Genomic DNA, 25,554 nt, shown 5'->3' on the forward strand with positions numbered 1-25,554 from the left:
GAAGATCATTCGCTAGATTCTGCCAAATTGCTTGACCGCTTCAGTAATCGAATGGAATTTCTCGATGAAGGGGTACATCGAATGTTCGCTGTTGTCGAGTTTCTGCGCCAGAAGGAGGACATCCGCTGCGTGTTCTCGAGGAACAACGACAACACCATCTTGATCGGCAACAATAATGTCGTTTGCTGAAACAGCAACGCCATCGCACTGGATCGGAATGTTCACGCCGCCGAAGCGGTAGTGCCCTACTGATGTGGAGGGCACTGGGCCCGTCGCATAGACAGGAAAGCCGATTCGTTTGAGCTGCGGGAGATCGCGTACTCCGCCATCGATGACTGCACCTGCGAAGCCGCGCGAGAACATCGCCGTCCCCATCAGGCCCCCCATCCCGGCGATGTCGGCGCCATCCTCCACCTGCATCACATAGACCGACCCTGCACCGCCCGAGTCGATAGCCTTGAGCATGCCGGTGAGGGCATCAGGATCGTGGTTTTCCTGCTTGATAAGCTTCACCGTCAGCGCCGTCCCGGCAAACTTGGTAGGAAAGATAGACTGCATGCGATGTGACATGTAGTGCTTCTGATGAAATAGCTGCTCGAGAGCATCGGAGACAGACGCAGCCTCAACATGACGATACGCCTCAAGCATGGCAGCTGGGTCCGCGTTGTAGTCGGCGGCCGTCTTCTGCGCGTCAGCGTGCAGGATGCGGGGCAATGCGAGCGAAGCCGCACCGAGCAGCACTGCGGTGATAAAGACTAGAACTCGTCGGTTTGATGGTCGATAGGTAACGTTCACATGGGCCTTCCGTGCCTGGAGTCATCAAGATGCTACGTGCGGATAAGATACCCCATGCTGAGTGCCGATGCGGTGTCGAAAGAAAGAAACCCTGATGGAACAACCTGTCCATCAGGGGAACAGCAGGTCTGACTAGAAGATAAACTTTCCAGCAAGTTGAATTGCGCGGGATCCGCTAAGTTCGCCAGGAATCGTCTGCACAGTAGTGACAGTTCCAAAATTTGCAGGGCTCAGTGCGGTGCCGCTTTGTGATGCTGCGCTGAGCGTTGCGTTCGGATTGCCTGCGCTCGGATGATTGAAGACGTTCTGGGCCTCCGCACGGAACTGAATCTTCATCTGCTCACGGATTGCAAAGTTTTTGAAGAGCGAAAGGTTGTCATACGAAAAACCAGGTCCATGAAGAGTGTTTCGCGAAGAGTTTCCGTATGCATAGTTATAGGCGACGGTAGCACCGGCAGCGTTCAAAGTCTGAGGAGCGACCGGGAGCGTGTACGCGCTGATATCGATGCAAGAACCGACGTTGCCGTTGATGTAGGTCTTCACGCTGCAATGGGAGCTCGGTGTATGAACGAAGTTCGGACGCTCGGTGCCTTGATCGAGGCCAGCGCTGTTATAGCCCAAAGAGACGTTGAAGGGCATGCCGCTCTGGAGGTTGACGATATCGTTGAGTTGCCATCCCCCAAGTGCCTCGCGAACGGCAAACGTAGAGTTTGCAAACTTCGGCAATTCGTAGGTGACAACGCCAACAAAGCGATTCCGAATGTCCCAGTTCGCGTTGCCATAGTCAGCACGGATGTTGTAGGGCTGCGACAAAACGCCGCCGCCGTTCGAGTCCGAGCCAATATCAAGGTCATGCGACCAGGTATAGCTTGCCTGACCGGAAATCCCGTGAAAGAGCCGCTGGCGGAAGATCGTCGTCAGCCCATTGTAGTGAGCATACGCAATATTATCGAGGTCGCGAATGGAACCGAAGAGCTGATTCGGACGGAGCGAATTGAGAGTCGGTTTAGCTGCATACGATGCAACCGTGTTTGCTGAGGGATTGGCGGGAAGATTGGTGTAATTACTGATGTCGAGGTGCAGGGAATGAGAACCCAAATATTGGAGTTCAAACGCTGCACCCTTCCACAATTCTTGTCCAACGCTGACGTTCCATTGATAGCTGCGCTGCGTCTTGTTAGCTGGATCGTATTGAACCGCGCTCTGATAGGTGCCGGGCGTTCCAGCGACCGGAGAAGCACTTCCAGCACCCGGTGTTGGATTGGACAGTGACAGCAGATTGGCCGAAGTAGTGCTGTACCCGATAAAAGCACCGAGAGGATAGTTGCTGCTGAGCAGCGTAAAGCTGTTCAGTTGGTTGGCGTTGTAGTAAAAACCGACGCCGCCACGAAGCACGGTCTTGTCTGTCACGCGATATGCTAGGCCCAATCGCGGACCGAAGTTGTCATGAGTCGGACTTGCCAACTTGAAGCCGGGTGTGGGGGTGAACGTGTTTGCCGTCAGTGCAGTCGTTGCCGGAATAAGTGCCGTCTCTGCGGGGTTCAATAAGCGGGCGTATCCATTGAGACTGTACGGAACGGTGGGTAGGTCGTACCGCAGACCGTAGTTGATGGTCAGCTTTTGCGTAGCCTGCCAGTTATCCAGAACGAAGAAGCCATCGCGCCACTCACCGACAGATCCCTTCACGGTGGCAACAGGCGTCTGGTCACTCGCTGCAAGGCCCAAAGCGAAATCCGCGCGGCTGTCACCCGTAAGCGTGCCATTGAAGGTGAACAGGCCGAGCGACTCATTGGTGGCCGCGCGTCCGAGCGTCAACTTGCGCAGCTCAAGCCCGGCCATAATGTTGTGCTTACCCCGCGTGTAGCTGACCTGGTCGTACCCGTCGACGGTGCGGTCATCTTGAAACCAGTTCGTGCCATTGTTCCCGATGTTCATACCGGCTGCGCTGCTCAGCTGAACGTTCGGAACTCCGAGATTACCGGTCGTGGTATCGAAGTTGAAGCCTGGGATGCCGAGTGACGTGCCAGCGCCTTTGAGATTGTTGACGTACCAGTAGTTCAGCGAATCGGTCATCAATGTATTGATTCCGAAATGGAAGTCATTCACGAGCCGCTGTGTGATGACATGCGAGTAGCCGAAAGCCAGGTTGCGGCTGTTCGCCGGACCATAGCCTCCTGCAACAGGTACCTGATTTCCGTTTGCGTAAGTAAGATTCTGCCAATGATAGCGAGCAAAAACGCGAACTTTTTCACCAATGTTCTCGTCAATGCGATCGAGTGATTGAGCGATGAACAGTGTATTCGGGAAGTAGACATTGTTAAGGTTGTTGCTGATACCAGCGGCGTTCGGAAGAGGAATGTAAGCCTCATACTTCTTGGCGATCTGCGCAGCAGAAGTAGACAACTCGTTCGATGGAATCTGGTTGTTCACGTAGGCCGCGCCAGTGTAGGGATCCTTGAGGCAAATGCCTGAACAAACGCCTGCCGCATTCACAGATCCGAGTGCAGAGAAGTCTCCTGCCTCCTGAGCCGCCGTCATCACGGTCGAGGTGCCCGCAGTTTGCGCCTTCTGATTGAGCTTCTCGTAAGACCCGAAGAAGAAGGTCTTGTCCTTACCGTTGTAAAGCTTAGGGATATATACCGGACCACCTAAAGTGAAGCCGTATTGGTTGTAGTTTAGAGGAGCTTTCTTCTGTGTCGGTGAGTCGAGAAAGTTATGGGCATCCAGAGCCGTATTCTTGATGTAGTCATACGCAACACCGTGGAAGTCGTTTGTACCGACCTTACTCACCATGTTGATATGGACGCCCAGATAGGCACCGTACTGTGCAGGATAGTTACCACTCTGCATCTGCACTTCGGAGATCATGTCGGTGCCCGGACGTGCTGGCGTGACATTGCCGAGGTTGTTCATGATCGAGACGCCATCGAGAGTAAGATCGTTCTGAGTTTCACGCTGACCCGCACCAATAAAGTCGACCCCAGGAGGATTGCCGCTATAGCTTGTCTTCGAACCAATAGTGACGTTCGAAGCAAGTGCCGCAACCTCCAGAGCATTGTGCCCCTGAACCGGCAGGTCTTCGACCTGCTTTGTCTCAAAGGTCTCACCCAGGCGCGCGTCGTCCGTCGAGAGTGGCGGAGTGCTGGCCGATACGGTCACCACCTCAGACGCCGATCCTATCTTCAAACTGAAGTCTGTTCTTACGGCAACGTCGATCGAGACCGGCACGCCGACGGTGACTTCTTTCTTGAAGCCCGTCTTTTCTATGCTGATGTCATAAACACCGCTCTTGATGAAGGAGATGGCGTAGTAGCCGGAGCCATTCGTGGTCGCCGCATACTTTACCTGGGTTGCCACTTCAGTCGCCGTGACTTGGGCTCCAGCAACGGAGCCTCCACTCGCATCGAAAACTGTCCCGACGAGCGAGGTGTTGTTGGCGATCTGGGCCGAGGCACCCGTGATACACAGGATGCACAGCAGAAAGAGACGCAGAATAGTTCGGTTCAAGGCACAACCTCCAGAGACGTTCTTGCACAGACTTGACACATGGCCCCGGCGCAGCCTGATCGTGGGTACAGCATTGCAGATACCAAAGGGCGGACCGCAAATGCAGCGACTCGAATAGCAGACTGAGGATTAATGAAGATTTGACTATGAGGTCACCTTGCTGTCATCAGGCTGTTGACGTGGCTCCGCCTAGGCCAAATGACCTATTCAGGATCTTGCTAAGTTATGCCTGAACTACGCGAAGACTGAAATGGAAGTTACTCCAGGTGAACAAGACCGCGCTGGAAGGCGTAGATCGTCGCCTGTGTGCGATCGCGAGCGCCCATCTTATCGAGGACCGAACTGACATGAATGCGCACGGTCTTCTCAGCGATATGAAGTTCTTCGCCGATCTCACGATTGCTGAGCCCGCGCGTAATACAGGCGAGCACCTCTGTTTCGCGCGGTGTCAGTTCTATCGCCGGGGTGCGCTCTGCGAGTCGATCAAGAGCATGATGCGGGAGGTAGCGTAAACCTCGATCTACGTTCTGGATAGCATTCAGGAGTTCTTCGCCGCTTGCATCTTTCGTCAAGTAGGCCATGGCTCCATTCCGAACAGCGCGATAAATGTCCTCGCTCCCTTGGTAGTTGGACAGGATGACAATACGAGCAGTCGGAAACTCCTTGCGAATTTGGATGATAACTTCGAAGCCGCTGACACGCGGAAGCCGTAGATCAAGCACGACGACGTCGGGCCGGAGCGAACGAAACATGACAATTCCAGATTCACCATCACTGGCTTCGCCCACGATCTCGATCTGCGCGTGGCCGGCAAGTACAGAGTGCAGCGCCATGCGCGCGAGGAAGTGATCTTCGATCAGCAGCACACGAATCTGTTTCATATGCCGATCCATCGTATGACGTTATGCTCTTGTTGCAGCGGCTGTCTCATGGCACTGAAGGATACCTTGACAGTGACCTCTGTGCCGGCTTCGGCGGATGTCTGTAGTCTGAATGTCCCGCCGAGCTTGCGGGCTCGTTCCTCCATCACTGGTATGCCAAAATGGCCGCTTCGTGAAGGGTTGGGTTCGGAGTCCTGAAATCCTCGCCCATTATCGTGAATGGAAAGGCTCAGTGCGTCCAAGTCATATTTGAGAAGGATGAAAATGTGCGATGGACTGGCGTGGTGAACCGCATTTGAAACGGCCTCTTGACCAATACAGACGAGGTGGTGAACGCATCCGGGAGCAAGCGGTAGTTCGTCCCCTTCGACCTTGAAGGTCGTTTCAATGCCTTGTTGGAGTGAGTCGGCTGCAAGCGCCCGCCCGAGTGCCTGCGAAAGGATGTCCGTCACCTCGTCCGTGCCGCGAAGATCCCAGATGATGCGACGCGCTTCGGCCTGGCAATGCGAGACCATGCTGCGAGCAAGTTCGCAGGACTGAGCGGCAGGAGTCGCACTGGAATCGGTATCTCGGAAGAGCTTGGCTGTTGCCTCAAGTTGCCACGAGATCGCGGCGAAGCCTGCCATCAAAGTGTCGTGGCATTCCCGAGCGATACGATTTCGCTCCTCAACAACGATGCCAAGCCGTCCTTTGAGTAATTCGATTCGATGACGGAGAAGCTGAAGTATGACAAACGCCGCAAGTAAGCAGAGCGTGAGATAAAAATACCAGGTCTGGTAGAAGAAGGGCCGTTGCCTTACAGCAATCGAAGCAATAGGCGAGGTCCATTCTTCGCCGCTGGCACGTGCTTGCACTTCAAAGGAGTAGTTTCCCGGCGTAAGACGACGATAGCGCGCAGTATGAGAATGAGTTGTGGTCCATTCACTATCGTAGCCAGTAAGTCGATAACGATATTCTATCCGGGCCGGATTCGTAAGTTGCTTGGCGTTGAAGAGGAAGAAGGCGTCTGGCTGACCAGCTTCAAGGTCAATACGAAAACTTCCACTCGCAGCGATGTTCTGCGTGGTGTCAGGATCACTTGAGAGGCTCCATCCTGTGATCGTCGCAACAGGGCTTATGGCACCGAGTTTCTCAGCCGCGTCCGTGGTGTGCACAAAGCCCTTGGTCGTAGCAAACCAGAGGGTTCCATCCGGCAGAATAGTGGAGGATGGCTGCGAAGGACCGCCGCATTCACTGGAGCGCATGCCGTCGGTCTTGCCGAGAATCACAGCCGAAAGCTGCGTGCGCTTCTTGTCAACCACTGCGTGAAGTTCTGCAACGGATAGTCGGACAATGCCGCGAAACGTACCCAGCCAGAGATGGCCGTCTTTGTCTTCGGTGATGGTGTTGACTGCCGCCGTAGGAGCGTTCGAGTCGGCTGAAAGTGCAATAAAGTGATCTTCACGGACTGCAGCGAGACCGCCGCTCCGGATGCCTGCCCACACGTATCCGCTACTGTCGAGAGCGAGCGACAGAATATGAGGATGATCAAGTCCTTGAATGGCCGTTACAACATCACCGCGAATACGATAAAGACCGTTTGTTGTGCCGATCACAAGCGATCCATCTTTATCTTGAACCATGCAGGTAATCAGTTGCGACTCAAGAAATAACGCGCGGTGCTGTGAATCCGGTTCGCCTCGTGGAAAGTAAAAAAGTCCGGTGTAACTGCCTACCCAGAGTCCTCCCCGCTCATCCACGAGAATCGAACTAACAGCATTGCCGGGTGACTCATTGCCCAACAAATAATGATGGTAGCTACGACCATCGAAACGGTAGATGCCATCGAACCACGTTCCAATCCAAATCTGCTGTTTGCGGTCTTCGGCGATCGCACGGATGGGTGTGCTCGGGGGCATTCCAGGAGGAGTGACGGAAAGAAGCTTCTCACCGTGCCTGCGGAAAAGACCTTGGCCCCAAGTGCCGAGCCACAGGTCTCCATGGCTGTCCGTGAATGCTGTCGCAGCATAGGTTGCCTTGAATCCCTCTGGCTCGCCGAAGGGTGCAAGTGCACCTTTGTGCCACCGGCTGAGGCCGCCCGTGAGCATACCGATCCAGAGGTTCTGCTCATCATCGATGAAGAGGGTACGAATCGAGTCATCTGGCAACCCGTCATGAGAACCCCAATGAGAGAGGCCGTCGGCGGCAAGTCGCCAGATACCATCATGGCGAGTCCCAATCCAAAGACTTCCTGCGGCGTCGCCAAGCAGCACGGTGATCGGATTACCCACGGTGGCACGCACGACCGGATCGTACTGCAACGCACTACCGCAAGAGACGCACTTATGAGGCACAAGCTCCACAAGACGTGCCATGGTGCCGACCCAGATTCGTTTCCTCGCGTCACGATAAACGGCGACGGCAGTCTCATGAACACTCCGGCCTAAGGAGAAGCGCTGAGCAATGCCATCTTGCCAATGGTAAAGACCCAGGGACGTAACGAAGAACATTCCCCCCCGCCCATCTTCTGCGAACGGAGTGGTGATGTCACCTGAGATCATCCCAGTACCGGCTATCAACTCGGGACGACCATTCACGATGCGTTCCACACCATTCTGGGTGGCGACCCAGACTACGCCCGCAGCATCGAGGTGAAACATCCGGATTCGTTCACTATGATGACCGTACTGCTCGCTCACCTGCACCACGCCGTTGTTGGTAGCGTGAAGCACTCCGCGACCATCCGTGCCGATCCAAAGATCACTGGTGCTGAGTGGGAGAACGGCATTCACAGCCTCGTTGTCAACAAGACCTGCGAGATCAATGGGAGCGTTTTTAAAACGCTGACCGTCGAAGGTCGACAGCCCGGAAGAAGTCGCAAGCAGAAGTAAGCCATCGGCTCTCTGCGTGATCATGCGGACGTAGTTATCGGGAAGCCCGTCCTCGACCTGCCATTCCTGCTTCTGATATTCGGAAAGTCTCAGCAATGATGAGGGTTGGGCGTGCGCCGTCCGGCAGAACAAGGGCAGAACAGTCATAAGCAGCCAAAATGCTTTAGAAGACGATGACCTGGAAGGGCACGCCTGTTCCCAGATGCGGCAGCCGCGCTGCAGTCCGACGGAATGGATTCGCCTGGTCAAGGAAGAAGTTGAACCTTAAGGCGAACACAAATTTGTGCGAACTGCAAGCGTGCCGGTGGTGAGCCCGCTCGGTCAGACGTCGAGCGGGCGCTCCGGGTGGACAGTCATCCAGCAGATACCGCCTACAACAGCGAGGATCGCCGCGATCGCGAAGGATGTCGTCCAGCCGAATCTCTGCGCGATCCATGGAGTAAGGGACGCAGTGACTGCGCCGCCCACTTGACCTCCCATATTGACGAGGCTCGAGAACACACCGGAGCTGCGACCAGCAATGTCAACCGACACTGACCAGAAGGAACTCTGCGACAGATAGAGTGCTCCCGCACCACCGGCAAGTATGACGCCCGCGAGTTGAGGACTGTGTACCTTCGAGCCAAGCACCAGAAAAATAGCCGTGCAAAAGAGTGCTGCAGAGGCTAGACCACACCGTCCTATCCGTAATCCATGGGTGCGCGTCAGTCGATCGCTGAGCGCTCCGCCGACAAGGCAGCAGACGGTCATAGAGAGAAAGGGCAGCATGGCATACCGGGCACTCGACTTGAGATCAAAGCCACGCACCTGTGCCATATAGAGAAAGAACCAGCTAAAGAAAATCCACGCAACATAGCCGAAGCTGAAGTAGCCAGCCATCAACGCTGGAAGGTCACGCCGCCGAAAGATAGCCCGCCAGGAGATGACCACCGGCTCAGAGGTTCGAAGCTGCTTCGTCGCGAGATCACCCGTGAGACCCGCCCGGATCTCGCTCAACTCCAGTGGCCCAACGTCAAAGTGCTCCTCTGGGGTATCCCGGGCGAAATGCCACCAGACGCCCCCGGCGATCACCCCGACGAGCGCGCTGAACCAGAAAGCCGCTCGCCAGCCATGGTTTGTGATGAGCCAGGTGAGAAGAGGAGGGGTCAGGCCACTTCCCGCCCCAACACCTGCGAAGATGAGACCGTTGATGAAACCCCGTTCCTGTACCGGAATCCAGCGCGCAACAAACTGGTTCGCGGCAGGGTAAATGACCGCCTCTCCGGCACCGAGAGCGAAGCGAATCGCAATCAGCAGCATCACGGCGTGCGAGATGCCGGAGGGGAGCAGTGCTGTGAGAGCCGTGGCTACACCCCACCAGAGAACGCCTAAAGCCAAGACGAGACGGGGGCCATAACGGGCGGCCAGCCAACCGGCTGGAAGTTGAAATCCGGCATAGCCAATTAGAAACGCACTGAAAATCCATCCGAGCCGCTGGTTCCCTAAGCCATACTCCGTACTGATCTGCAGGCCCGCGATAGAAATGTTGGTGCGGTCGAGGAACGCTACACCACTAAGCACAAACAGCCAGAACGCAAGGAAGAACCTGACGCGGGTACGACGTTCGAAGTACATCGGGAACTCCTCCAGCCAGGACATAACCTATGCTGGAGAACTCCAACAGTGAATCTCGGTGAATGTCCGGACGATCTATTGAACTACGAAGGAGTGACTTGCCGGTAGGGCGTATGGCCTAGATCACCAGGAGAGATTTCACTTTGAGTGGGTAATTGATCGAATCACCGGCTTGTCCTCCCCGTACAGCGTGAGTAAAGGATGTTTGACGAACGCATGAAACTCATAGGATCCCGGTGCAAGATTACGCACGTCAACCTGAAAAATACCCTTGGCGGTAAGCTTCCGGGTCTCGGTCGAGATCCAGACTGCGGAGCGGGCATGGGTATCTTCTCCCGTAGTCGCGCGATACTCAAAGCCAACGTCCAGCGCAGGCGCGTCGCCCGTGTCGAGGAGTTCACCATGCAGGACAATTGAAGCACCGTCCGCACTCTGCGCTGATGTCCCGGTCTTGACGCGAGGTGGCGTGAGCGACGGGGTAACATCGGTCAGCTTCACAACGACCGCGTTTGGCCATTGGCTGTTGTCCTGGAGCCGTTGCGCCCTCATCACACGAATATGCAGCCCATCTTCCTGCTGCGTCCACGTACTTTGCGGAATCGTCGTCGGCTTATACTCGACGGTCTTATCATCCTGCCCCAGAACACTGATGGAGCTATCTTTGTTCGCACGAACTGAGTGAAGAGTGAACTCACGCCATGTGCCTCGTTCCCAGGGAACGGTCGAATCCAGGATTGCGTAGAGCGGCCCTTTGTTCTTCTTCTGCGTAAACCAGATGTCACCCTCGTTAGGGATGATCCATGGGCGGACTCCATAGATGGACTCCCCATTGACGAACATCCAAAGACCAATCTCGCGGAGCCGATTCTCCTGCTCTATCGCAAGCTGGCCATTGGCCATCGGGCCAACATTGAGGAGAAGGTTTCCACCCTTGGCGCGCGTCTGGAAGAGCAGCCGAATCAGATCGGAGCCCGACTTATAGCGCTCGTTATCCGGCTGATACTGCCACGCCGTGCCCATGGTGATGCTGGCCTCCCAGGGTCCGGGAAGACTGCCGCTGGGGACCGCAAGCTCTGGTGTCTCTAGAGCACCGCGAGTGACAATGATATTCGGCTGAAGCTTCCAGGCAAGCTCACGTAGATCGCTGGCTTCCCCGTCAAAAAAGATCAGGTCGACAGGTCCATAGTGGGTCAGAAGCTCCGTCACCTGTGTCCTGTCATACTGCAACAAACCAGGATTGTTGCTCGGCTCAACCTCGGGTACGTGCCGCTTGATAGGCTTCCCATGTTGATGCAGCCAGTAGAAGTCGTCGGGCGAGAAGTAGACTCCTGCAGCGATACCCTGGTGACGAAATGCGTCGAACACCTCCGCTGTAATATCTCGATGGAACGGTGTGTTCTCAATACCGAAGGGCGTCGTTTCTGAGTGGAACATGGTAAAACCTGAATGATGTTTTGTGGTGAACATAACGTAGCGAACGCCTGCAGTCGCTGCAAGTCGCGCCCACTCATTCGGATCGAAACGGGTTGGATTGAAAGTTCTTGGTAGATCGTTGAAGAAGCGATTCGTGTAATCGTCGGAAGCCCCGACGAGCGAGTGGCTGATAACCACGCCAAGCTGGCTGTCAACGCTCCAATGCACAAAGAGTCCAAAGCCCTGATCCCGGAACCAGTCAAGGCGATCCGGTTTGTTTCGCGAGGCAGATTCAAGATCCTGCGCTGTGATCGAGTGACTTGCTAAGGCAAATGGCAGTAGCACCGCCATAATCGCGAATCCCCGCCCCAACTTCGCAATAGCCCATTTCTTAGAGATCAGGATGATTTTCAACATCGTCACAAGTCGGCCCTTTGTGAGAACTATAGCAAGCGGTTCTGATAGCGACCGCGGCTACATAGCTCAGTCAGCCTTAAAGCTGTAGCGGATCTGCCAGGTCTGTGTCTTACCCGGAGCAACGTTGATGTGAATATAGGCTTCAGGGCAGATCGTCTTTGGTGTGGACCAGAAGTAAAACTTCGCAAGCGGAGACTGTGAAGTTTGTTCGATACCTAAACGAGTTGCCTTGTCTTCCAGGGCGATGCGGTATTCTCCACGCTTCCCTGTGTACCCGGTCAAGTAGCCTTGCGGACTGTCGCCGCGTTCAGGTGTCGTGTTGAAGGTAATACTTTTACCGCTTACAGTGGCGGCCTTCGAAAACGCTTTGTCGGGTGTCACCGGAAAGCCCAGAGTTACGGTCATGCCCGCCCCGGTAGGTTGGTTATCGAGCATAAAGAAGTCGTGATCATAGACATCGGTAATGATAGCCTTCGAGCCAAGGTTTGTAAGCGTGTGCTCCAACGTCAAGACGGCGCCATGTTTATCTAGTTTCACTGTCTTCTCGTAGCGATAGCTGTAACCAAAATCTGTCGTGATCAGTTGCGTAAATTTCATCGATCTTTTAGAGCGTAGCGAACTGCGAGTGCCCGTATCGACGATCGGATACGCTGTGCCAAAGCTATATGGAGCGGTGCTGGTTCTACGTAGAACACCAACACCAATCTTGAGAAAAATCCCACCAACGGCGGAATCGTCGTAGCCCAGTTCACTGTTCGCTGTGCGAAACTCCTCCGCTGGCCCGGTGATGGAGTCGTTCAGCAAAGGATCATAGTGCGGGAACCATTCTCCAAAGTATCGGTGGCCCTTCAACGAAACACAGCCAATTACGCCCGCCCAGTCGAATCGAGAGGAGCGGTAGTAGCCATTCACAGGGTCAGGCAGGAAGAGCACCGCATCGAGTTTGCCGTTTGAGAGAAATGCTCTTGGATGATCGGCATGGGGCAGATCAGCGCACGCATCGCTCGTTGCGGCAGATGTCACGCCGCCTTGCCCAGATGCTGTCGCTGAGGCGAAAACAGCAATCAGCAAAATGAGTACAAGATCAAAGGTGCACAATCGCGATAGCCGTTGGCGCAGGGACAAGACTTACCTCAGAAAACTTTGCAGGTTGAGCATGGTTGATGCCGACGTGAGTCGTCCCATTCACATCAGACGGAGAAGGCTGATATGACGGGACAGATAAGAAGGTGCTGCAATCGCCTTCAAGTGACAGCGCTCCTTGAGGGGTGACGCGATACGAGAGGATGCGCTCACGGAACGCATCTGTGAACTCTAAAACTTCTTCGCTCTTGAATTTCAGTTCGGGCTGTATCAAGTTATCAAGGTCCTTGTTCAGAGCCTTGGCGTTGAGTGATCTTGTCACGGCGGTAAGTCTGCCTATAAATCCGTCGGCGCGGATCGGAAGCAGATTGCAACCTCCGCTGGCAGCACTTGCAAGCCACCGCCCGCTCGGGGAAACCGCGAGATGAGTCGGAAGCGTTGAAAATAGTGCCAGAGCTTGCTGATTAAGCCGCGTCAGTTGGCCGGTCTGCCTTTCAATGGCGAATGCTTCCACAGATCCCGTTGGGCGATGGGCGAACGAATCGACACCGTTCGCTGCATAAAGAAAACGCTGATCTGGTGACAGGACAAGCGAAGTAGGTGACAAAGAGGGAACTGTTTGCACATGCTCCCAGGAGCCATTCTCACTAACAGAAAATACCTTGATTACATGCGTCGCCGAAGCCACGATTGCAAACTGTCGAATTGATGCCGATGCCAGATACGGCTGGAATGCTCCAAGTGATAAGGGTGCGAGTGTTCCCAGCGCAGAGATCGAGCCGAGAGCTTTCACAAATGTTCTGCGCGTCGCTTTCAAGCTCGATGCCATAGGATTCACCTTATTGAAGAAGCAGATTAAAGCGTCAAATGCGGACGGACATTGCATGATGAAAGACGTTATGAGGATCGTGCTTTCTCTTTACGCCTTGCAGAAATGGATAAAGGTCACCGGTGCCGTAGAAGAGTTGTGGCCAGTAGCTATGCTCCAGCATGTCCGCATCCGGATAGTTCATGTAACAACCTTCGTAGTGATCGTTCGGGTATGGAGTGCCAGCATGACTCTTATCCGCAACATCAGTTGAGTACGCCGCTGTGTACGTATCCCGCATTCCTTTTAGGCGCCCTTCATCGTCGCTCACATCCTGCCAATAGCTCATATATTGCAGCTTCATGATGGAAGAACGTTGCGAAATAGCCGTATCCTTTGCGCGTTCAGGATCGTTGGTGGCGCCTCCGTAAGAATCGACTGCGATTACCAGGCCTTGTGAGGACTCGCTCGACAACATCTTGTAAAACGCGAGCGCCTCGCCTTCCGTAAACGACTTCTTCATGTAAGCGGATTTGTATTTCGCGCGCGAGCCCCCACCGATGCCGCTACCATTGCCGCTGCTTGCGGCCTCAATCCACGTGCTCTTCGTCATCACGTGCTCGCCGTAACAGACGGAGTCGCCGATCATGGGTCGCTGAAGATTGCGAGAGGAGCCGGCGCGACGAAGGTCATGCGCGTTGTAGTCCGGCGGAGCTTCCGCAATCGGCTTGCACCTCTGAAAGCGATCCAAAAAGTCCGTAAGAACCGAGAGATCGTTGACCGTTCCATCTGGATTGGTGAAATATGCATTGATACCGAAGCGTCCGGAAGATTTGTTATTCAGGTTCAGCACGCCGAACAGCCCCCACGTGTCCTTCACACGGTCATGCTCTTCCCAGTACTTCCCATAGGTCGTCAGGATTTCGACAAACCTGTCGGGTGTCATGCTGGCCCAGTCAAAGGAGATGCTTGCCTGCATCAACTCTTCGGGCGCAGGCGGCAACTCATCAAATGAGAAGCTGGTGATCAGGCCAAAGTTCGATCCCTGACCGCCGCGGAGCGCACGAAACAGATCGGCATCATGCTTCTTGTCGACCCTCAGCGGATTGACCTTGCCGTGCGCATCGACTGTAAGAATGTCTATCGAAGAAAGCCAATCGCAGGTAATCCCTCGCAACCGCGCCAGCAGACCATAACCTCCCCCGCTCACATGGCCGCCAGCCGTCACCGTGAAGCACGTCCCTCCGGGCAAGACCACGTTGGCCCGCTTATAGAGATCCTGATAAATATTTCCCAGCATGGCTCCCGGCTGGATATGGAAGGGGCCTGAACCCTCTGGCCTGGAGGTGATTGCGTTTAAAAGACTGACATCGAGTATGGCGCCGTTAGGATTGTTGACAACAAAGTCTTCGTAGCAATGGCCAGAAGAGCGAACCGTCGGACGCAGACCCGCATCAAGGACTTTCTGGAGCGCAACAGCTGCATCTTCAGGAGTCACACAGTATTCGACCCGTCCCGCCGCATCAGCGTCGGCTGAGGGAAACCGCTGATTGCGGCCGCGGTGGGCCACTCGGAAGCGGGGGTCCTGTCGATCGACAATCGTTGCCATGTCACTCCCTTCGGCAGTCTAAGTAAGCGTGCAGTTAAGATTGCAGGGCTGCAACCGAGCAGAGCTAGGCGCGAAAGCGACTTCAAGTTACGGCCGCTTTTTCGCTGAACATTTGTACCAATATGCACCCGATAATAGCAGCCGGCATGGATTAACAAAGCGGAGTACCGATCGTCCGGTTTCAATCCCGATCACAATGCTTCGGCATTGTCACACGATCGATAGCGTTCCTGAAATCCGCGGCTTTCAAATACACAGGAAAGGTCACCCCACCCGCAACTTGCGGACGTAGTGCGTGAGCCAGACAAGTCACTTACGGGTTCGATACCTTACAATGGGTCGGATGTGAGGGTCCATGGCACGCACCGTACCGCAATATGTCGAATGCTCTATCCCCGTTCCTCAAGCCAGCCGTACTCCCTGGTATAAGAGCACCTTTCCCACCTACGCGGGCATCTTCCTCTGGGTCGGTTTTTACCTCAAGCTCGCAGAACCAACCATCAGCAACGCGAGCCTGACCGTCTGCCTTCTCGCCCTCCTGGTTGCCGGCCTCCTCTGCTTCGGCCTCTACTATTACGTCCCCGCCATGCTCGGCATGAAGACAGGCCAGCCCCTCTATGTCGTCGGCACGTCAACCTTCGGCACCACCGGTGGCTACCTCATCCCCGGCCTGCTCATGGGACTTCTGCAGGTCGGCTGGGTCGCCGTCGTCTCCTCCGTCTCCGCCAACTTCATCATGAAGGGCCTCAACCAGACCTCCAGGGGACTCTTCATCCTCATCGTCGTCCTCTGGGTCTACAGCCTGGGCTGGGTCGCCATCCGTGGCATCCACTACGTAGGCCAGGCCGCCAAGTTTCTCAACTGGATTCCCCTGATCATGATCCTCATCGTCCTCTGGGCCAATCGCAGCGGCATCGCGCAATACCAGCCCGCCCACCACGATTCTGTGACCGGCTTCCTCAACGTACTCGCCATCGTCATCGGCTACTTCGCCACCGCCGGAGCGGCAGGCGCAGACTTCGGCATGAACAATGCCAACCGAAAAGACGTCGTCCTCGGCGGCCTCTTCGGCATCGTCCTCGGAGTCCTTCTAGCCGGCGGCCTCTCCATTCTCTCCGTAGCCGGATACCTCGGCCGCGGCATCGGCGTACCCAGCTACGAATACAGCTCTGCCATCTCGAGCGTCGGTGGCCTTGCGCCCGTCATGTTCTTCCTCTTCGCAGCCGCCTCGCTGGTCCCAACCTGCTTCTCGTCCTTCATCGCCGCAAACAGCTTCAGCACTATGCTGCCCAAGATCCCGCGCAGCGTCTCGACCTTTGCCGCTCTCACCGTCAGCGCTCTCATGGCAGTCACCGGTATAGCGGACAATCTGGTCGGCTTCTTCGGTATCGTCGGAGCATCCTTCGGCCCCATCTGCGGTGCCATGGTCGCCGACTACCTGCTCGCCGGACGTCGCTGGTCCGGTCCGAGACTCGGCGTCAACTGGGCTGGTTGCATCGCCTGGGCCATCGGGTTCCTCGTCGGCATCCCGGAACACATCCCCGGCCTGCCCGCCGCCTTCGTCAAAGCGGATAACCCGTCCGGTCTCTACTCCTTCATCGTCGGCTTCCTCGTTTATCTGGTCCTCGCGAAATCAGGCCTGCGCCCTCCCGTAGTCGCTCCAAAGGCACTTGCAAGCGCCTAGTCCAGTGGAAGCAGCTCGCCGGGGCGCTCGCTGGATCGATAGAGCGCCTCGACGAGCGCCATCGTCTCAAAAGCATCCTCAAAGTTCGAGGGCAGGGTCGGCACACTGCCCTCGGCGAACGCCTGTAGCGCACCCATCGTTCCCATAAAAGCGTCAGGAAAGTTATTCCCGCTCACCGGCAGCGAGCGCCAGTGCGGCGAATCGATGTCTCGCTGGGCATACTCAAGCGTGTCCGGCTTGCCTTTCGGATAGTCGAGGTTCAGCCCCATCGTGATGCGCGCCGCACCCTTCGTGCCCTCCCACTGCACGAAGCTGTGCTGATGCTCCGGCCCAAAGTTGTGATGATGGTTCGTCGCTACAAAAACTCGCTTGGCATCGCCATAATCAAGGATCGCAACCGTCTTGGTCGCCGCAAGGCTCCCAGAGTGAGGGTTCTTCACCGTCTTTGCATAGACACTCAGAGGATTCCCAAGCCACGAGCGGATCAGGTCGAAGTAATGGATGCTGTGATACAAGATCTCCAGGCGCGGTGCCTTCGCGAGAAAGTCCCACAGGTGCCACGGCGTATAGGTACTGGTCTGGATCTCAAGATCGTGAATCTCCCCTAGCAAACCCCGCTTGGCAAGCTCCGCTGCCGCCAGGTTGTTTGGCGAATAGCGCAGCGAGAAGTTCACCGCTGCAACGAAGTTTCTCTCTCTGCAGATCTCGCGCAGCAGGCGAGCCTCCGCAAGCGTCTCCCCCATCGGCTTCTGCATCAACACCACAGCTCCCTCTGGAAGCTGAGGCAGGATCAGCGGAAGCTGGGACGCAGGCACCGCGACATCGAAGACAACATCTGCCGGAGCAAACCGGACCGCCTCAGGGATCGAGTCAAAGGTACTTGCAATGCCGCGCTCAGCTCCAAGCTCCGCCGCCTTACCTGGCGTGCCATCCATCAATCCAATCACCGGAAAACCGGCTTTTTCGTACGCCGGTAGATGTGCTGCGCGAACAATGCCGCCAGCGCCTATAACGAGGATGGGCCGGACAGTCTTAGGTCGTGGCGGCGTCGCGGCCTGTGTAGCCGAGAGCAACTCTGCATCTTCAATCTCATCCTGCAAACTAGCCATCGTTCGATCTCCTGCTGCCGTGCGTTTGATCTACAGTACAGGTTTTCCCGCCCACAGGAATCCTCCTTGCCATCCTCTCCGAGACTTCTGCTGCGAGGCCCTGCGATAGACTAAAGCCGTTCCCTTCACCCTCGATTCGAGTTCGCCCGGAGCCACTCTTTGACCAAAGTTCGCATGGCCGCAGTCCTTGCTCTTTCATTGTCTTCAGCACTCTGCAACTCGCGGCATCTGTTTGCCCAGGCAATTCCGGCCTCCGTCAAGACCGCTGAAGCCTCGATCGATCCAGAGAAGATTCGCGCCCACGTGAAGTTCCTATCCGACGATCTCCTCGAAGGACGTGGCCCAGGGCTGCGCGGCAGCGAAATCGCAGCAAAATACATCGCCACCCAACTCGCACTCGATGGGTTGAAGCCAGCAGGCGACAACGGCACCTTTCTCCAGCAGATCAACTTCGTCGGCATGAACGCAATCCCGGCAAAGACAACCGTCGCACTGCTCCCGAAGTCAGGAAGCCCAATCAACCTTCGCTACGCTGATGACTACACCATCAGCAATCGAACCCTCACCCCATCCGTCGATATCGACGCACCCGTCGTCTTCGTCGGCTATGGCGTCACCGCACCGGAGTTCCAGTGGAACGACTTTGCGGGCGTCGACGTAAAAGGCAAGGTCATCCTCTGCATCGTCGGAGACCCACCATCGACCGACCCGAAGTTCTTTGGCGGCGATGCGCTCACCTATTACGGTCGATGGACCTACAAGTTTGAGCAGGCCGCGCGCATGGGAGCTCTCGGCGCACTCATCATTCATCGAACTGACCTCGCGAGCTACGGCTGGGATGTCGTCAAGAACTCCAACACCAGCGAGAAGACCTATCTGCGCGACGACAAAAACCCGCAGTTGCAGGCCGCAAGCTGGATTCAACTCGACGTAGCCAGCAAGCTCTTCGCATCTGCCGGACTCGACGTCAACACGGAGATAATCGCCGCAGGCAAGCGCGGCTTCAAAGCCGTCGAACTGCCCGTCCACTTCAAGACCCACATCGAAAGCACCGTTCGCCCGTTTCAGTCAGCGAACGTCGTCGCCATCCTCCCCGGGGCAAACGCCGGTGGTAAAGATCAGGCTGTGATGTACACCGCCCACTACGACCACCTCGGCCTCGTGCAGGGCATGGCAGGCGATAACATCTACAACGGCGCAGCCGACAACGCCACCGGGTGCGGCATGCTACTCGAGATGGCGCGAGCATGGGCGCAGTCCGGCATCAAGCCGCCTCACTCCATCATCTTCTCCGCAGTCACAGCCGAAGAGCAGGGTCTGCTCGGCTCGGAGTACCTCGGCCAGCACCCGCCCATTCCGGCAGCGCAGATCGCCCTCGACATCAACTACGACATGATCCTGCCGATCGGCGTTCCCCTCGAAACCAACGTCAACGGAGCCCAGCGAACCACCTTCTTCGCGGCAGTCGAAGAGACTGCCAAACGCTTCAAGCTCGCCATCGTGCCTGACCCTAGACCCTCCGCGGGCAGCTACTATCGCTCCGACCACTTCAGCCTCTCCCGCGTCGGCATTCCAGCCTTTTCGATCGAAACCGGCGACCTCTACGAAGGCCACGACGCAGCATGGGGCAAAAAGCAGCATGCCGACTTCACCGCTCACGACTACCACAACTTCACCGACAACTACCACGACGACTGGGACTTCCAGGGCAACGCCAAACTAGACCGCTTCGGTATGGACCTCGGCTGGCAGGCCCTCTCCGCCCCAACAAGCGTTCAGTGGAAGGCCGGAGATGAGTTCGAGGCAGCCCGCCAGTCCGCTTCAAAGTAGAAGTCTGCCCGGAATGGGTGTTAACCAGAAAATCAACAGCTCTCAATGTTTGAGGACTGCACAGGAAACGATAACTTGAGTGTTATCTAGACTTTAGCCGGCCTCAGGACACTTTTCGGACTTGTTTGGACTTAAGTCGTTTGAAATCATAGACTTTGGACCAGATCGGAAAAAATGTAAGAGGCATTCCAGCGCCGATAGACGCTTGACGCTCACTTCGTTGCGAGTCGGGACACTTCAGAGCCTGCCAAAAGAAAAGCTCCTGTTCCAAATACGTAGCTGGCACCCTGCGTATAAGCGCCCGGTGCTGCGCCGACGGGCTGGATGCTGCCGAGGCGGCCATCAGCATAGATGTGGCTCACAAGGCCAGCCCATCCTTGCTGCACGATCGGCGTGAACTTCTTCGCGTCGAGCAGGTGGTGATTGACTCCGTAAGCCATGGCGTAGACGAAGAAGGCAGACCCCGAGACCTCGGCATACGGATAGTCGTCGGCATCGAGCAGACCTGGCCGCCACAGGCCGTCCGCTCCCTGCAGCTTTGCGACCGAATCGGCCATCTCGCGAAGTCGGTCTATGTAGAAGGCTCGATGCGGATCGTTCGCGGGCAGGGTCTCGAGCATGCGTGCGATGCCGCCCATCACCCAGCCGTTTCCGCGAGACCAGAAGACCTTGCGGCCATTCTTCTCTCGCTTGTTGAAGTAGCTGTTGTCGCGGTAGAAGAGGTGTTCCTGTGGGTCCCATAGTAGGTCTGAGGTGATCTTCCATTCGCGATGCATGTACTCGAGGTAGCGCGGATCGTTGCTCGTCTTCGCAAGATCGGACCAGACGGGCGGAGCCATAAACAGGGCGTCGCACCACCACCAGATGGGATGAGCGGGATCGTCGGGAACCTTCATGACCTCGTCGAACTGGCTGCGCAGCGGCTGGATGCGTTGAGAGTCCGGCTTCTCCCGATAAAGCCACAGATAGGATTGACCGATCGCCTGATCGTCGGCGTGCAGCTTTCGCGGACCGAGCGTCCAGTGGTAGTGCTCTGCGACTTTGGCGACGGCGTCGCGATACTTAGGGTCGTGCAGGGTGTCTGAAGCAGCCAGCAGGCCGACGTACAGGGTAGCGAAGGTCCAATCCTGACTGGGCGAACCGGCGATGCGAGCGGTCTGCCAGTCGGCTACTTTGCGCATCCCTGCATAAACAGCGGCAGGTCGAACGGAGCCGGAGAGGTCCGTTGCGAGTGGGCCGGGATCGGCTGGCGCATCGCCTACCGAGGCTTTGCTCTCATTCGCTGTCATCTGGCAGAATGTCGTTGAAGATGAGGCGGTAAGCAGCGCCGCGCTGAGGATGGTTTGCATCACGATCCGGTTCATTCGTCTTCCCTCTATCGGGTACAAGTTGGCGCGGGCTGCTGGTAGAACGAGGAAACCCACGTTCGTTGGAACGTGGGTTTCCTCGGTGATGGGTGGAGACAAAGGCGGTGGCTAGGCCTTGACCACGGCTCCGTTGACTACCTTGACGGGGTCGAGGAAGGGCATGGACTTGCGAAGTTCGGCGCCTACGGTTTCGATCTGGTGAGCGGCTTCAGCCTTGCGGATGCGGGCGAACTCGTGACGACCTGTCTCGTTCTCGGCGATAAACTTCTTCGCGAAGGTGCCGTCCTGGATGTCGTTGAGGAGACCCTTCATCGCGGCCTTGACCTCAGGGGTGACGATGCGCGGTCCGGCTACGTAGTCGCCCCATTCAGCAGTGTCGGAGATGGAGTGGCGCATGTACTCGAGGCCACCGCGATACATGAGGTCGACGATGAGCTTGAGTTCATGGAGGACTTCGAAGTAGGCAAGCTCCGGCTGGTAGCCAGCTTCAACGAGCGTCTCAAAGCCTGCCTTGACGAGTGCCGAGGTTCCGCCGCAGAGGACGGCCTGCTCGCCGAAGAGGTCGGTTTCGGTCTCTTCGGTGAAAGTGGTCTCGAGAACGCCGGCGCGGGTGCAGCCAATGCCCTTGGCATAGGAAAGGGCAAGCGCGAGGGCGTGACCGGACTTATCCTGCTCGACGGCTACGAGTGCGGGAACGCCGCCGCCTTCGGTGAAGACCTCACGGACGCGATGGCCGGGCGCCTTGGGAGCGACGAGCGAGACATCGACACCGGCAGGCGGCGTGATGGTGCGGAAGCGGATGTTGAAGCCGTGGGCGAACATGAGTGTGGCGTCGGGCTTCATGTTGGGCTCGATGTCGGCGTGGTAGACCTTGGCGGCTGTCTGATCGGGCGTGAGGTTCATGATCACGTCAGCCCACTTCGAGACTTCGGCGACGGTGCCTACTTCGAGGCCAGCTTTGCGGGCACGGTCGGCGTTGGGCGAGTCGGCGCGGAGGCCAACGCGGACTTCTACGCCGGAGTCCTTGAGGTTGAGTGCGTGGGCGTGGCCCTGCGAGCCGTAGCCGATGATGGCGACTTTCTTTGCCTGGATGAGGGAGAGGTCTGCGTCTGCTTCGTGATATGCCTTAGCCATTGCGTGCGTCTATCCTTTTCGCTTGCTGTAGGGGTACCCCCCCGAGGGTGGGGTACCTTAAGTGGTTTTGAATGTGCGACTTGCAAAATTGTAAGCTGCCAAAGTCTTCATTCTAAAAGGGTTGCGCCAAAGTATTCATTCCATGCGGGTTAGCGAATGGCCAACCAAATGCGCTCGTGCTTTATCTCTCCTCTTAATTGTACGTTGGCAGGAGCAGGCCGGCTGTCTGGAGCAGAGGCTTAGCGCCGATCCTGGGCGTATGGCAGCGATTCAGACAAGTTAATCCTGCTCCTCTTCTTCGTGAACCTCTTCGAACTCGTTGGGAAGGATCTCGTCGGGTTCGGGCTTATCGGGGAAGGCTGGATGGGTGAGGTCGCGGGTGGAGGTTGGTGTGCCGAGGGCTTTGAGGACGCGGCTGGTGTGATGACCGCGGCGCATGGCCATGCGACCGGTGCGGGAGACTTCGAGGATTTCGTACTCGGACTCTTTCAGGACCTGGATGAGGCCTTCGATCTTGCTGGCGGCTCCGGTCATCTCGAGCATGACGGACTCGGGGGCGAGGTCGACGACGCGGGCGCGGAAGACGGTCGCCAGTTCGAAGATCTGCGAGCGGGTCTTGGGTCCGGCGGCTACCTTGATGAGGCAGAGTTCGCGGATGACGGCCTCGCTGCGGCCTACTTCGTCTACGTCCACGGTGATTTCGAGCTTGTAGAGTGAGGCGCGGATACGGTGGGCGGCGGTCTCGGGGGCCTCGCAGACGATGGTCATACGGGAGGTGTCGGGGCGTTCGGACTCGCCCACAGTCAACGACACGATGTTGATGTTCAATCGGCGGAAGAGTGAGGCTACGCGGGTGAGGACGCCGGGTTTATCGGATACGAGGGCTACGAAGGTGTGGAGCATTACGGCCTTTCAGTACGATGTCGGGGGCGCGTCGGAGTGGGGCAGGTTCGTGGCTGGTGGCTTGGGAAATGTGGGGATGTAGTTCTTTGGGATTTCAAAGAGGAGAAGCTCGCCGGGCTTGGGCGGCAAGGTGATGCCGCTGCAGATGTTGCTGGTGGTGATGCCGGTGCTAAGGATGGTGGCGATGGAGTAGTCGGTGTAGAGCTCGGCGCGGGGGCGGCAGTCGCCATACATATTGGCGAGGATGCGAACGGTCTGGGCGTGGGCCGGGTCGATGATGATGAGGCCGTTCTTGTCGGTGGCCATGGCTACGGAGCCGATCTGGTCGGCGTGGAAGGCTACGTTGAGGCGCTCGTCGGTGATGGGTTTGTTGGTTTTTGCGTTGAAGATGCGGATGTGGAGTTGCTGGGCGTTGGCGGTAGTGATCAGGTTGACTGCAAGCAACAGCAAAACCAACGTGCCAACCCTTTTACGGAAGGCAGAGTAAGTGGCAAGCACTAAGCAGGAAAAGATTGCCATATCTGACAATCCTGCAAGACCAATAAAAACCACTGGATGGTCGGAGTTGATACCGGTAGCAAAAAAGATCGCTGCGATCAGGACCCCAGGAAGTAGAAGCAATCCGCAATTATCCAAATGCGGGATTGTTGCTAGACCAACAAGGGCAAGCGTGATCACCGTTCCACCAGCCATGCCAACCAAAAGGGCTTTCGTGTCGATTTTCTTCCACATCGCAAAGGTGGTCGCCATCATTACTCATCCTCGGCTGTCTCTAACAATGGGTTGGTTTGGGGGCGGCGGACCATTTCGTGGAGGGCGGCACCGGGGGCGATCATGGGGTAGACGCCGTCTTCTTTTTCTACCTGGAAGTTGATGAGGAAGGGTTTGCCGGAGGTGCGGGCTTTTGTGACTGTGGGGGTTACATCCTTGCGTTGGGAGACGTGGGCTCCGGCGATGCCGTGGGCGGCGGCGAGGAGGACGAAGTCGGGCGAGAGGATGGGGGAGGCGGCGTAGTTCTTGTCGTAGAAGGCCTCCTGCCACTGGCGGACCATGCCGAGGAAGCCGTTGTTAATGACGGCGATGTTGATGGCGAGGCCCTCCTGCTGGATGGTGGAGAGCTCGCAGGCAGTCATCTGAAAGCCGCCGTCGCCGGCGATGACCCAGACGTCCTTTTCGGGGCAGGCGGACTTGGCTCCGATGGCTGCGGGGAGGGCAAAGCCCATGGTGCCGAGGCCGCCGGAGGTGATGAGGGAGCGGGGGGCGTCGTGCTTGTAATACTGGGCCTCCCACATCTGGTGCTGGCCTACGTCGGTGACGATGACGGTCTGGGCGAGGCGACCGGCGGCGAGGGCTTCGCGCCAGATGTCATTGATGACGTGGGCGGCGTAGAGGTGGCCGTTGTCGGGGAGATTCATAATGTCGCGGACGGCGGCGGTGCCCTTGAGGGCGTTGACTTCGGCGATCCAGGAGGCGTCGTCGTTGGCGGGTAGGGCAGGGAGGAGCTTGTCGAGGGTGTGGGCCAGGTCACCTATTAAGGCTACGTCGACCTTGACGTTCTTGTTGATCTCGCTGGGGTCGATGTCGATGTGGATCTTTTTGGCGTTGGGAGCGTAGTGGGCGAGGTTGCCGGTGACGCGGTCGTCGAAGCGCATGCCGAAGGCGAGGAGGAGGTCGGCCTGCTGGATGGCGTGGTTGACCCAGGACTCGCCGTGCATGCCCATCATGCCGAGTGAGAGGGCGTGGTAGGTGGGAAAGGCTCCGAGGCCGAGGAGGGTGCTGGCGACGGGGATCTGGCGGCGTTCGGCGAAGGCGATGACCTGGTCGCGGGCACCGGACTCGACGATGCCGTGGCCGGCGAGGATGACGGGACGCTTGGACTTGAGAATGAGCTCGATGGCCTGCTCGAAAGAGTTGGTCTCGGCGCGGAGCATGGGGTGGGGACGGTAGGCGGCGGGGGCGGCAGCTTCGAAGTCGAAGGGGGCGGTGGCCTGCTGGGCGTCCTTTGTTATATCTACCAAGACTGGGCCTGGACGCCCGGAGCGGGCTACGCGGAAGGCCTCGCGGACGGTAGGGGCGATGTCCTCGGCGCGGGTGACGAGGTAGTTGTGCTTGGTGATGGGCAGGGTGATGCCGGTGATGTCGACCTCCTGAAAGGCGTCGGAGCCAAGGACTTTGGAGGAGACCTGGCCGGTGATCGCGACGACGGGGATGGAGTCGAGCATGGCGGTGGCGATGCCGGTGACGAGGTTGGTGGCACCGGGGCCGGAGGTGGCCATGCAGACGCCGACCTTGCCGGAGGCGCGGGCGTAGCCGTCGGCCATGTGGGAGGCGCCCTGCTCGTGGCGGACGAGGACATGGTGGATTGGGAACTTGCGGAGGGCGTCGTAGATGGGGAGGATGGCGCCGCCGGGGTAGCCGAAGATGGTGGTGACGCCCTCGCCTACGAGGGTGGCCCAGAGGATTTCGGCTCCGGTGAGTTGCGGGTTGTTTGGGGTCATTGGGTGCCTCCGGTGTTCATCAATGCGCTAGA

At 57.2% G+C, this 25,554-nt stretch carries 17 protein-coding genes; 2 read left to right on the plus strand and 15 right to left on the minus strand.

Annotation, left to right across the window (positions count from 1 at the left end):
• Positions 1 to 12 precede the first annotated feature (12 nt).
• The 9 genes from OHL20_RS14070 to OHL20_RS14110 all read right to left on the minus strand — a co-directional run bounded on the left by OHL20_RS14070 (position 13) and on the right by OHL20_RS14110 (position 14,997).
• Positions 13 to 795 carry an RraA family protein gene (locus tag OHL20_RS14070; protein WP_263383807.1) on the minus strand — a complete coding sequence of 261 codons (783 nt, stop codon included), beginning with the start codon at positions 793 to 795 and terminating at the stop codon, positions 13 to 15.
• A gap of 132 nt (positions 796 to 927) precedes the next feature.
• The gene (locus tag OHL20_RS14075; protein WP_263383808.1) at positions 928 to 4,302 is read right to left on the minus strand and encodes a TonB-dependent receptor; all 3,375 of its coding nucleotides are present in this window, start codon (positions 4,300 to 4,302) and stop codon (positions 928 to 930) included.
• Positions 4,303 to 4,559: 257 nt separating this feature from the next.
• Entirely contained in the window at positions 4,560 to 5,183 is a 624-nt protein-coding gene (locus tag OHL20_RS14080; protein ID WP_263383809.1) for a response regulator, read from the minus strand.
• Positions 5,180 to 8,200 (minus strand): sensor histidine kinase, encoded by a 3,021-nt coding sequence (locus tag OHL20_RS14085; protein ID WP_263383810.1) that lies wholly within the window; start codon positions 8,198 to 8,200, stop codon positions 5,180 to 5,182. Before OHL20_RS14085 ends, OHL20_RS14080 begins: the two co-directional genes overlap by 4 nt.
• Positions 8,201 to 8,374: 174 nt before the next feature.
• Entirely contained in the window at positions 8,375 to 9,667 is a 1,293-nt protein-coding gene (locus tag OHL20_RS14090; protein WP_263383811.1) for an MFS transporter, read from the minus strand.
• A gap of 138 nt (positions 9,668 to 9,805) precedes the next feature.
• Positions 9,806 to 11,497, minus strand: coding sequence for an alpha-L-fucosidase (locus OHL20_RS14095; RefSeq protein WP_263385017.1), 1,692 nt, complete (start codon positions 11,495 to 11,497; stop codon positions 9,806 to 9,808).
• A 66-nt stretch (positions 11,498 to 11,563) separates the two neighbouring features.
• Positions 11,564 to 12,520, minus strand: a complete 957-nt coding sequence (locus OHL20_RS14100; RefSeq protein ID WP_263383812.1) for a hypothetical protein — start codon at positions 12,518 to 12,520, stop codon at positions 11,564 to 11,566.
• Positions 12,521 to 12,581: 61 nt separating this feature from the next.
• The gene (locus tag OHL20_RS14105) at positions 12,582 to 13,409 is read right to left on the minus strand and encodes a lactonase family protein (RefSeq protein WP_263383813.1); all 828 of its coding nucleotides are present in this window, start codon (positions 13,407 to 13,409) and stop codon (positions 12,582 to 12,584) included.
• A 34-nt stretch (positions 13,410 to 13,443) separates the two neighbouring features.
• Positions 13,444 to 14,997 carry an FAD-binding protein gene (locus OHL20_RS14110; protein ID WP_263383814.1) on the minus strand — a complete coding sequence of 518 codons (1,554 nt, stop codon included), beginning with the start codon at positions 14,995 to 14,997 and terminating at the stop codon, positions 13,444 to 13,446.
• A gap of 355 nt (positions 14,998 to 15,352) precedes the next feature.
• Here OHL20_RS14110 and OHL20_RS14115 point away from each other — a divergent pair, with 355 nt between their 5' ends.
• Positions 15,353 to 16,681, plus strand: coding sequence for a cytosine permease (locus tag OHL20_RS14115; protein WP_263383815.1), 1,329 nt, complete (start codon positions 15,353 to 15,355; stop codon positions 16,679 to 16,681).
• On the opposite strand, the gene OHL20_RS14120 is transcribed toward OHL20_RS14115, so the two are convergent.
• Entirely contained in the window at positions 16,678 to 17,790 is a 1,113-nt protein-coding gene (locus OHL20_RS14120) for a Gfo/Idh/MocA family protein (protein ID WP_263383816.1), read from the minus strand. The genes OHL20_RS14115 and OHL20_RS14120 overlap by 4 nt on opposite strands.
• Before the next feature lie 174 nt (positions 17,791 to 17,964).
• On the opposite strand from OHL20_RS14120, the gene OHL20_RS14125 reads away from it, so the two are divergent.
• Positions 17,965 to 19,620, plus strand: coding sequence for a M28 family peptidase (locus OHL20_RS14125; RefSeq protein WP_396272569.1), 1,656 nt, complete (start codon positions 17,965 to 17,967; stop codon positions 19,618 to 19,620).
• Between the two features lie 212 nt (positions 19,621 to 19,832).
• Here the strand turns inward: OHL20_RS14125 and OHL20_RS14130 are convergent, their stop codons facing one another.
• From OHL20_RS14130 to ilvB, 5 genes are all read right to left on the minus strand, one after another.
• On the minus strand, positions 19,833 to 20,984 hold the full coding sequence (locus OHL20_RS14130; RefSeq protein WP_263383818.1) for a glycoside hydrolase family 88/105 protein: 1,152 nt from the start codon (positions 20,982 to 20,984) through the stop codon (positions 19,833 to 19,835).
• A 111-nt stretch (positions 20,985 to 21,095) separates the two neighbouring features.
• Positions 21,096 to 22,121 carry a ketol-acid reductoisomerase gene (gene ilvC, locus OHL20_RS14135; RefSeq protein WP_263383819.1) on the minus strand — a complete coding sequence of 342 codons (1,026 nt, stop codon included), beginning with the start codon at positions 22,119 to 22,121 and terminating at the stop codon, positions 21,096 to 21,098.
• A 279-nt stretch (positions 22,122 to 22,400) separates the two neighbouring features.
• Positions 22,401 to 23,024, minus strand: a complete 624-nt coding sequence (gene ilvN / locus OHL20_RS14140; RefSeq protein WP_263383820.1) for an acetolactate synthase small subunit — start codon at positions 23,022 to 23,024, stop codon at positions 22,401 to 22,403.
• 9 nt (positions 23,025 to 23,033) lie between these two features.
• Positions 23,034 to 23,777 carry a hypothetical protein gene (locus OHL20_RS14145; protein ID WP_263383821.1) on the minus strand — a complete coding sequence of 248 codons (744 nt, stop codon included), beginning with the start codon at positions 23,775 to 23,777 and terminating at the stop codon, positions 23,034 to 23,036.
• Positions 23,777 to 25,522, minus strand: coding sequence for a biosynthetic-type acetolactate synthase large subunit (gene ilvB / locus OHL20_RS14150; RefSeq protein ID WP_263383822.1), 1,746 nt, complete (start codon positions 25,520 to 25,522; stop codon positions 23,777 to 23,779). The genes OHL20_RS14145 and ilvB overlap by 1 nt, the downstream gene beginning before the upstream one ends.
• Positions 25,523 to 25,554: the final 32 nt, after the last annotated feature.

Origin of the sequence: Granulicella arctica, assembly GCF_025685605.1 — a bacterium.
Classification (GTDB): domain Bacteria; phylum Acidobacteriota; class Terriglobia; order Terriglobales; family Acidobacteriaceae; genus Edaphobacter; species Edaphobacter arcticus.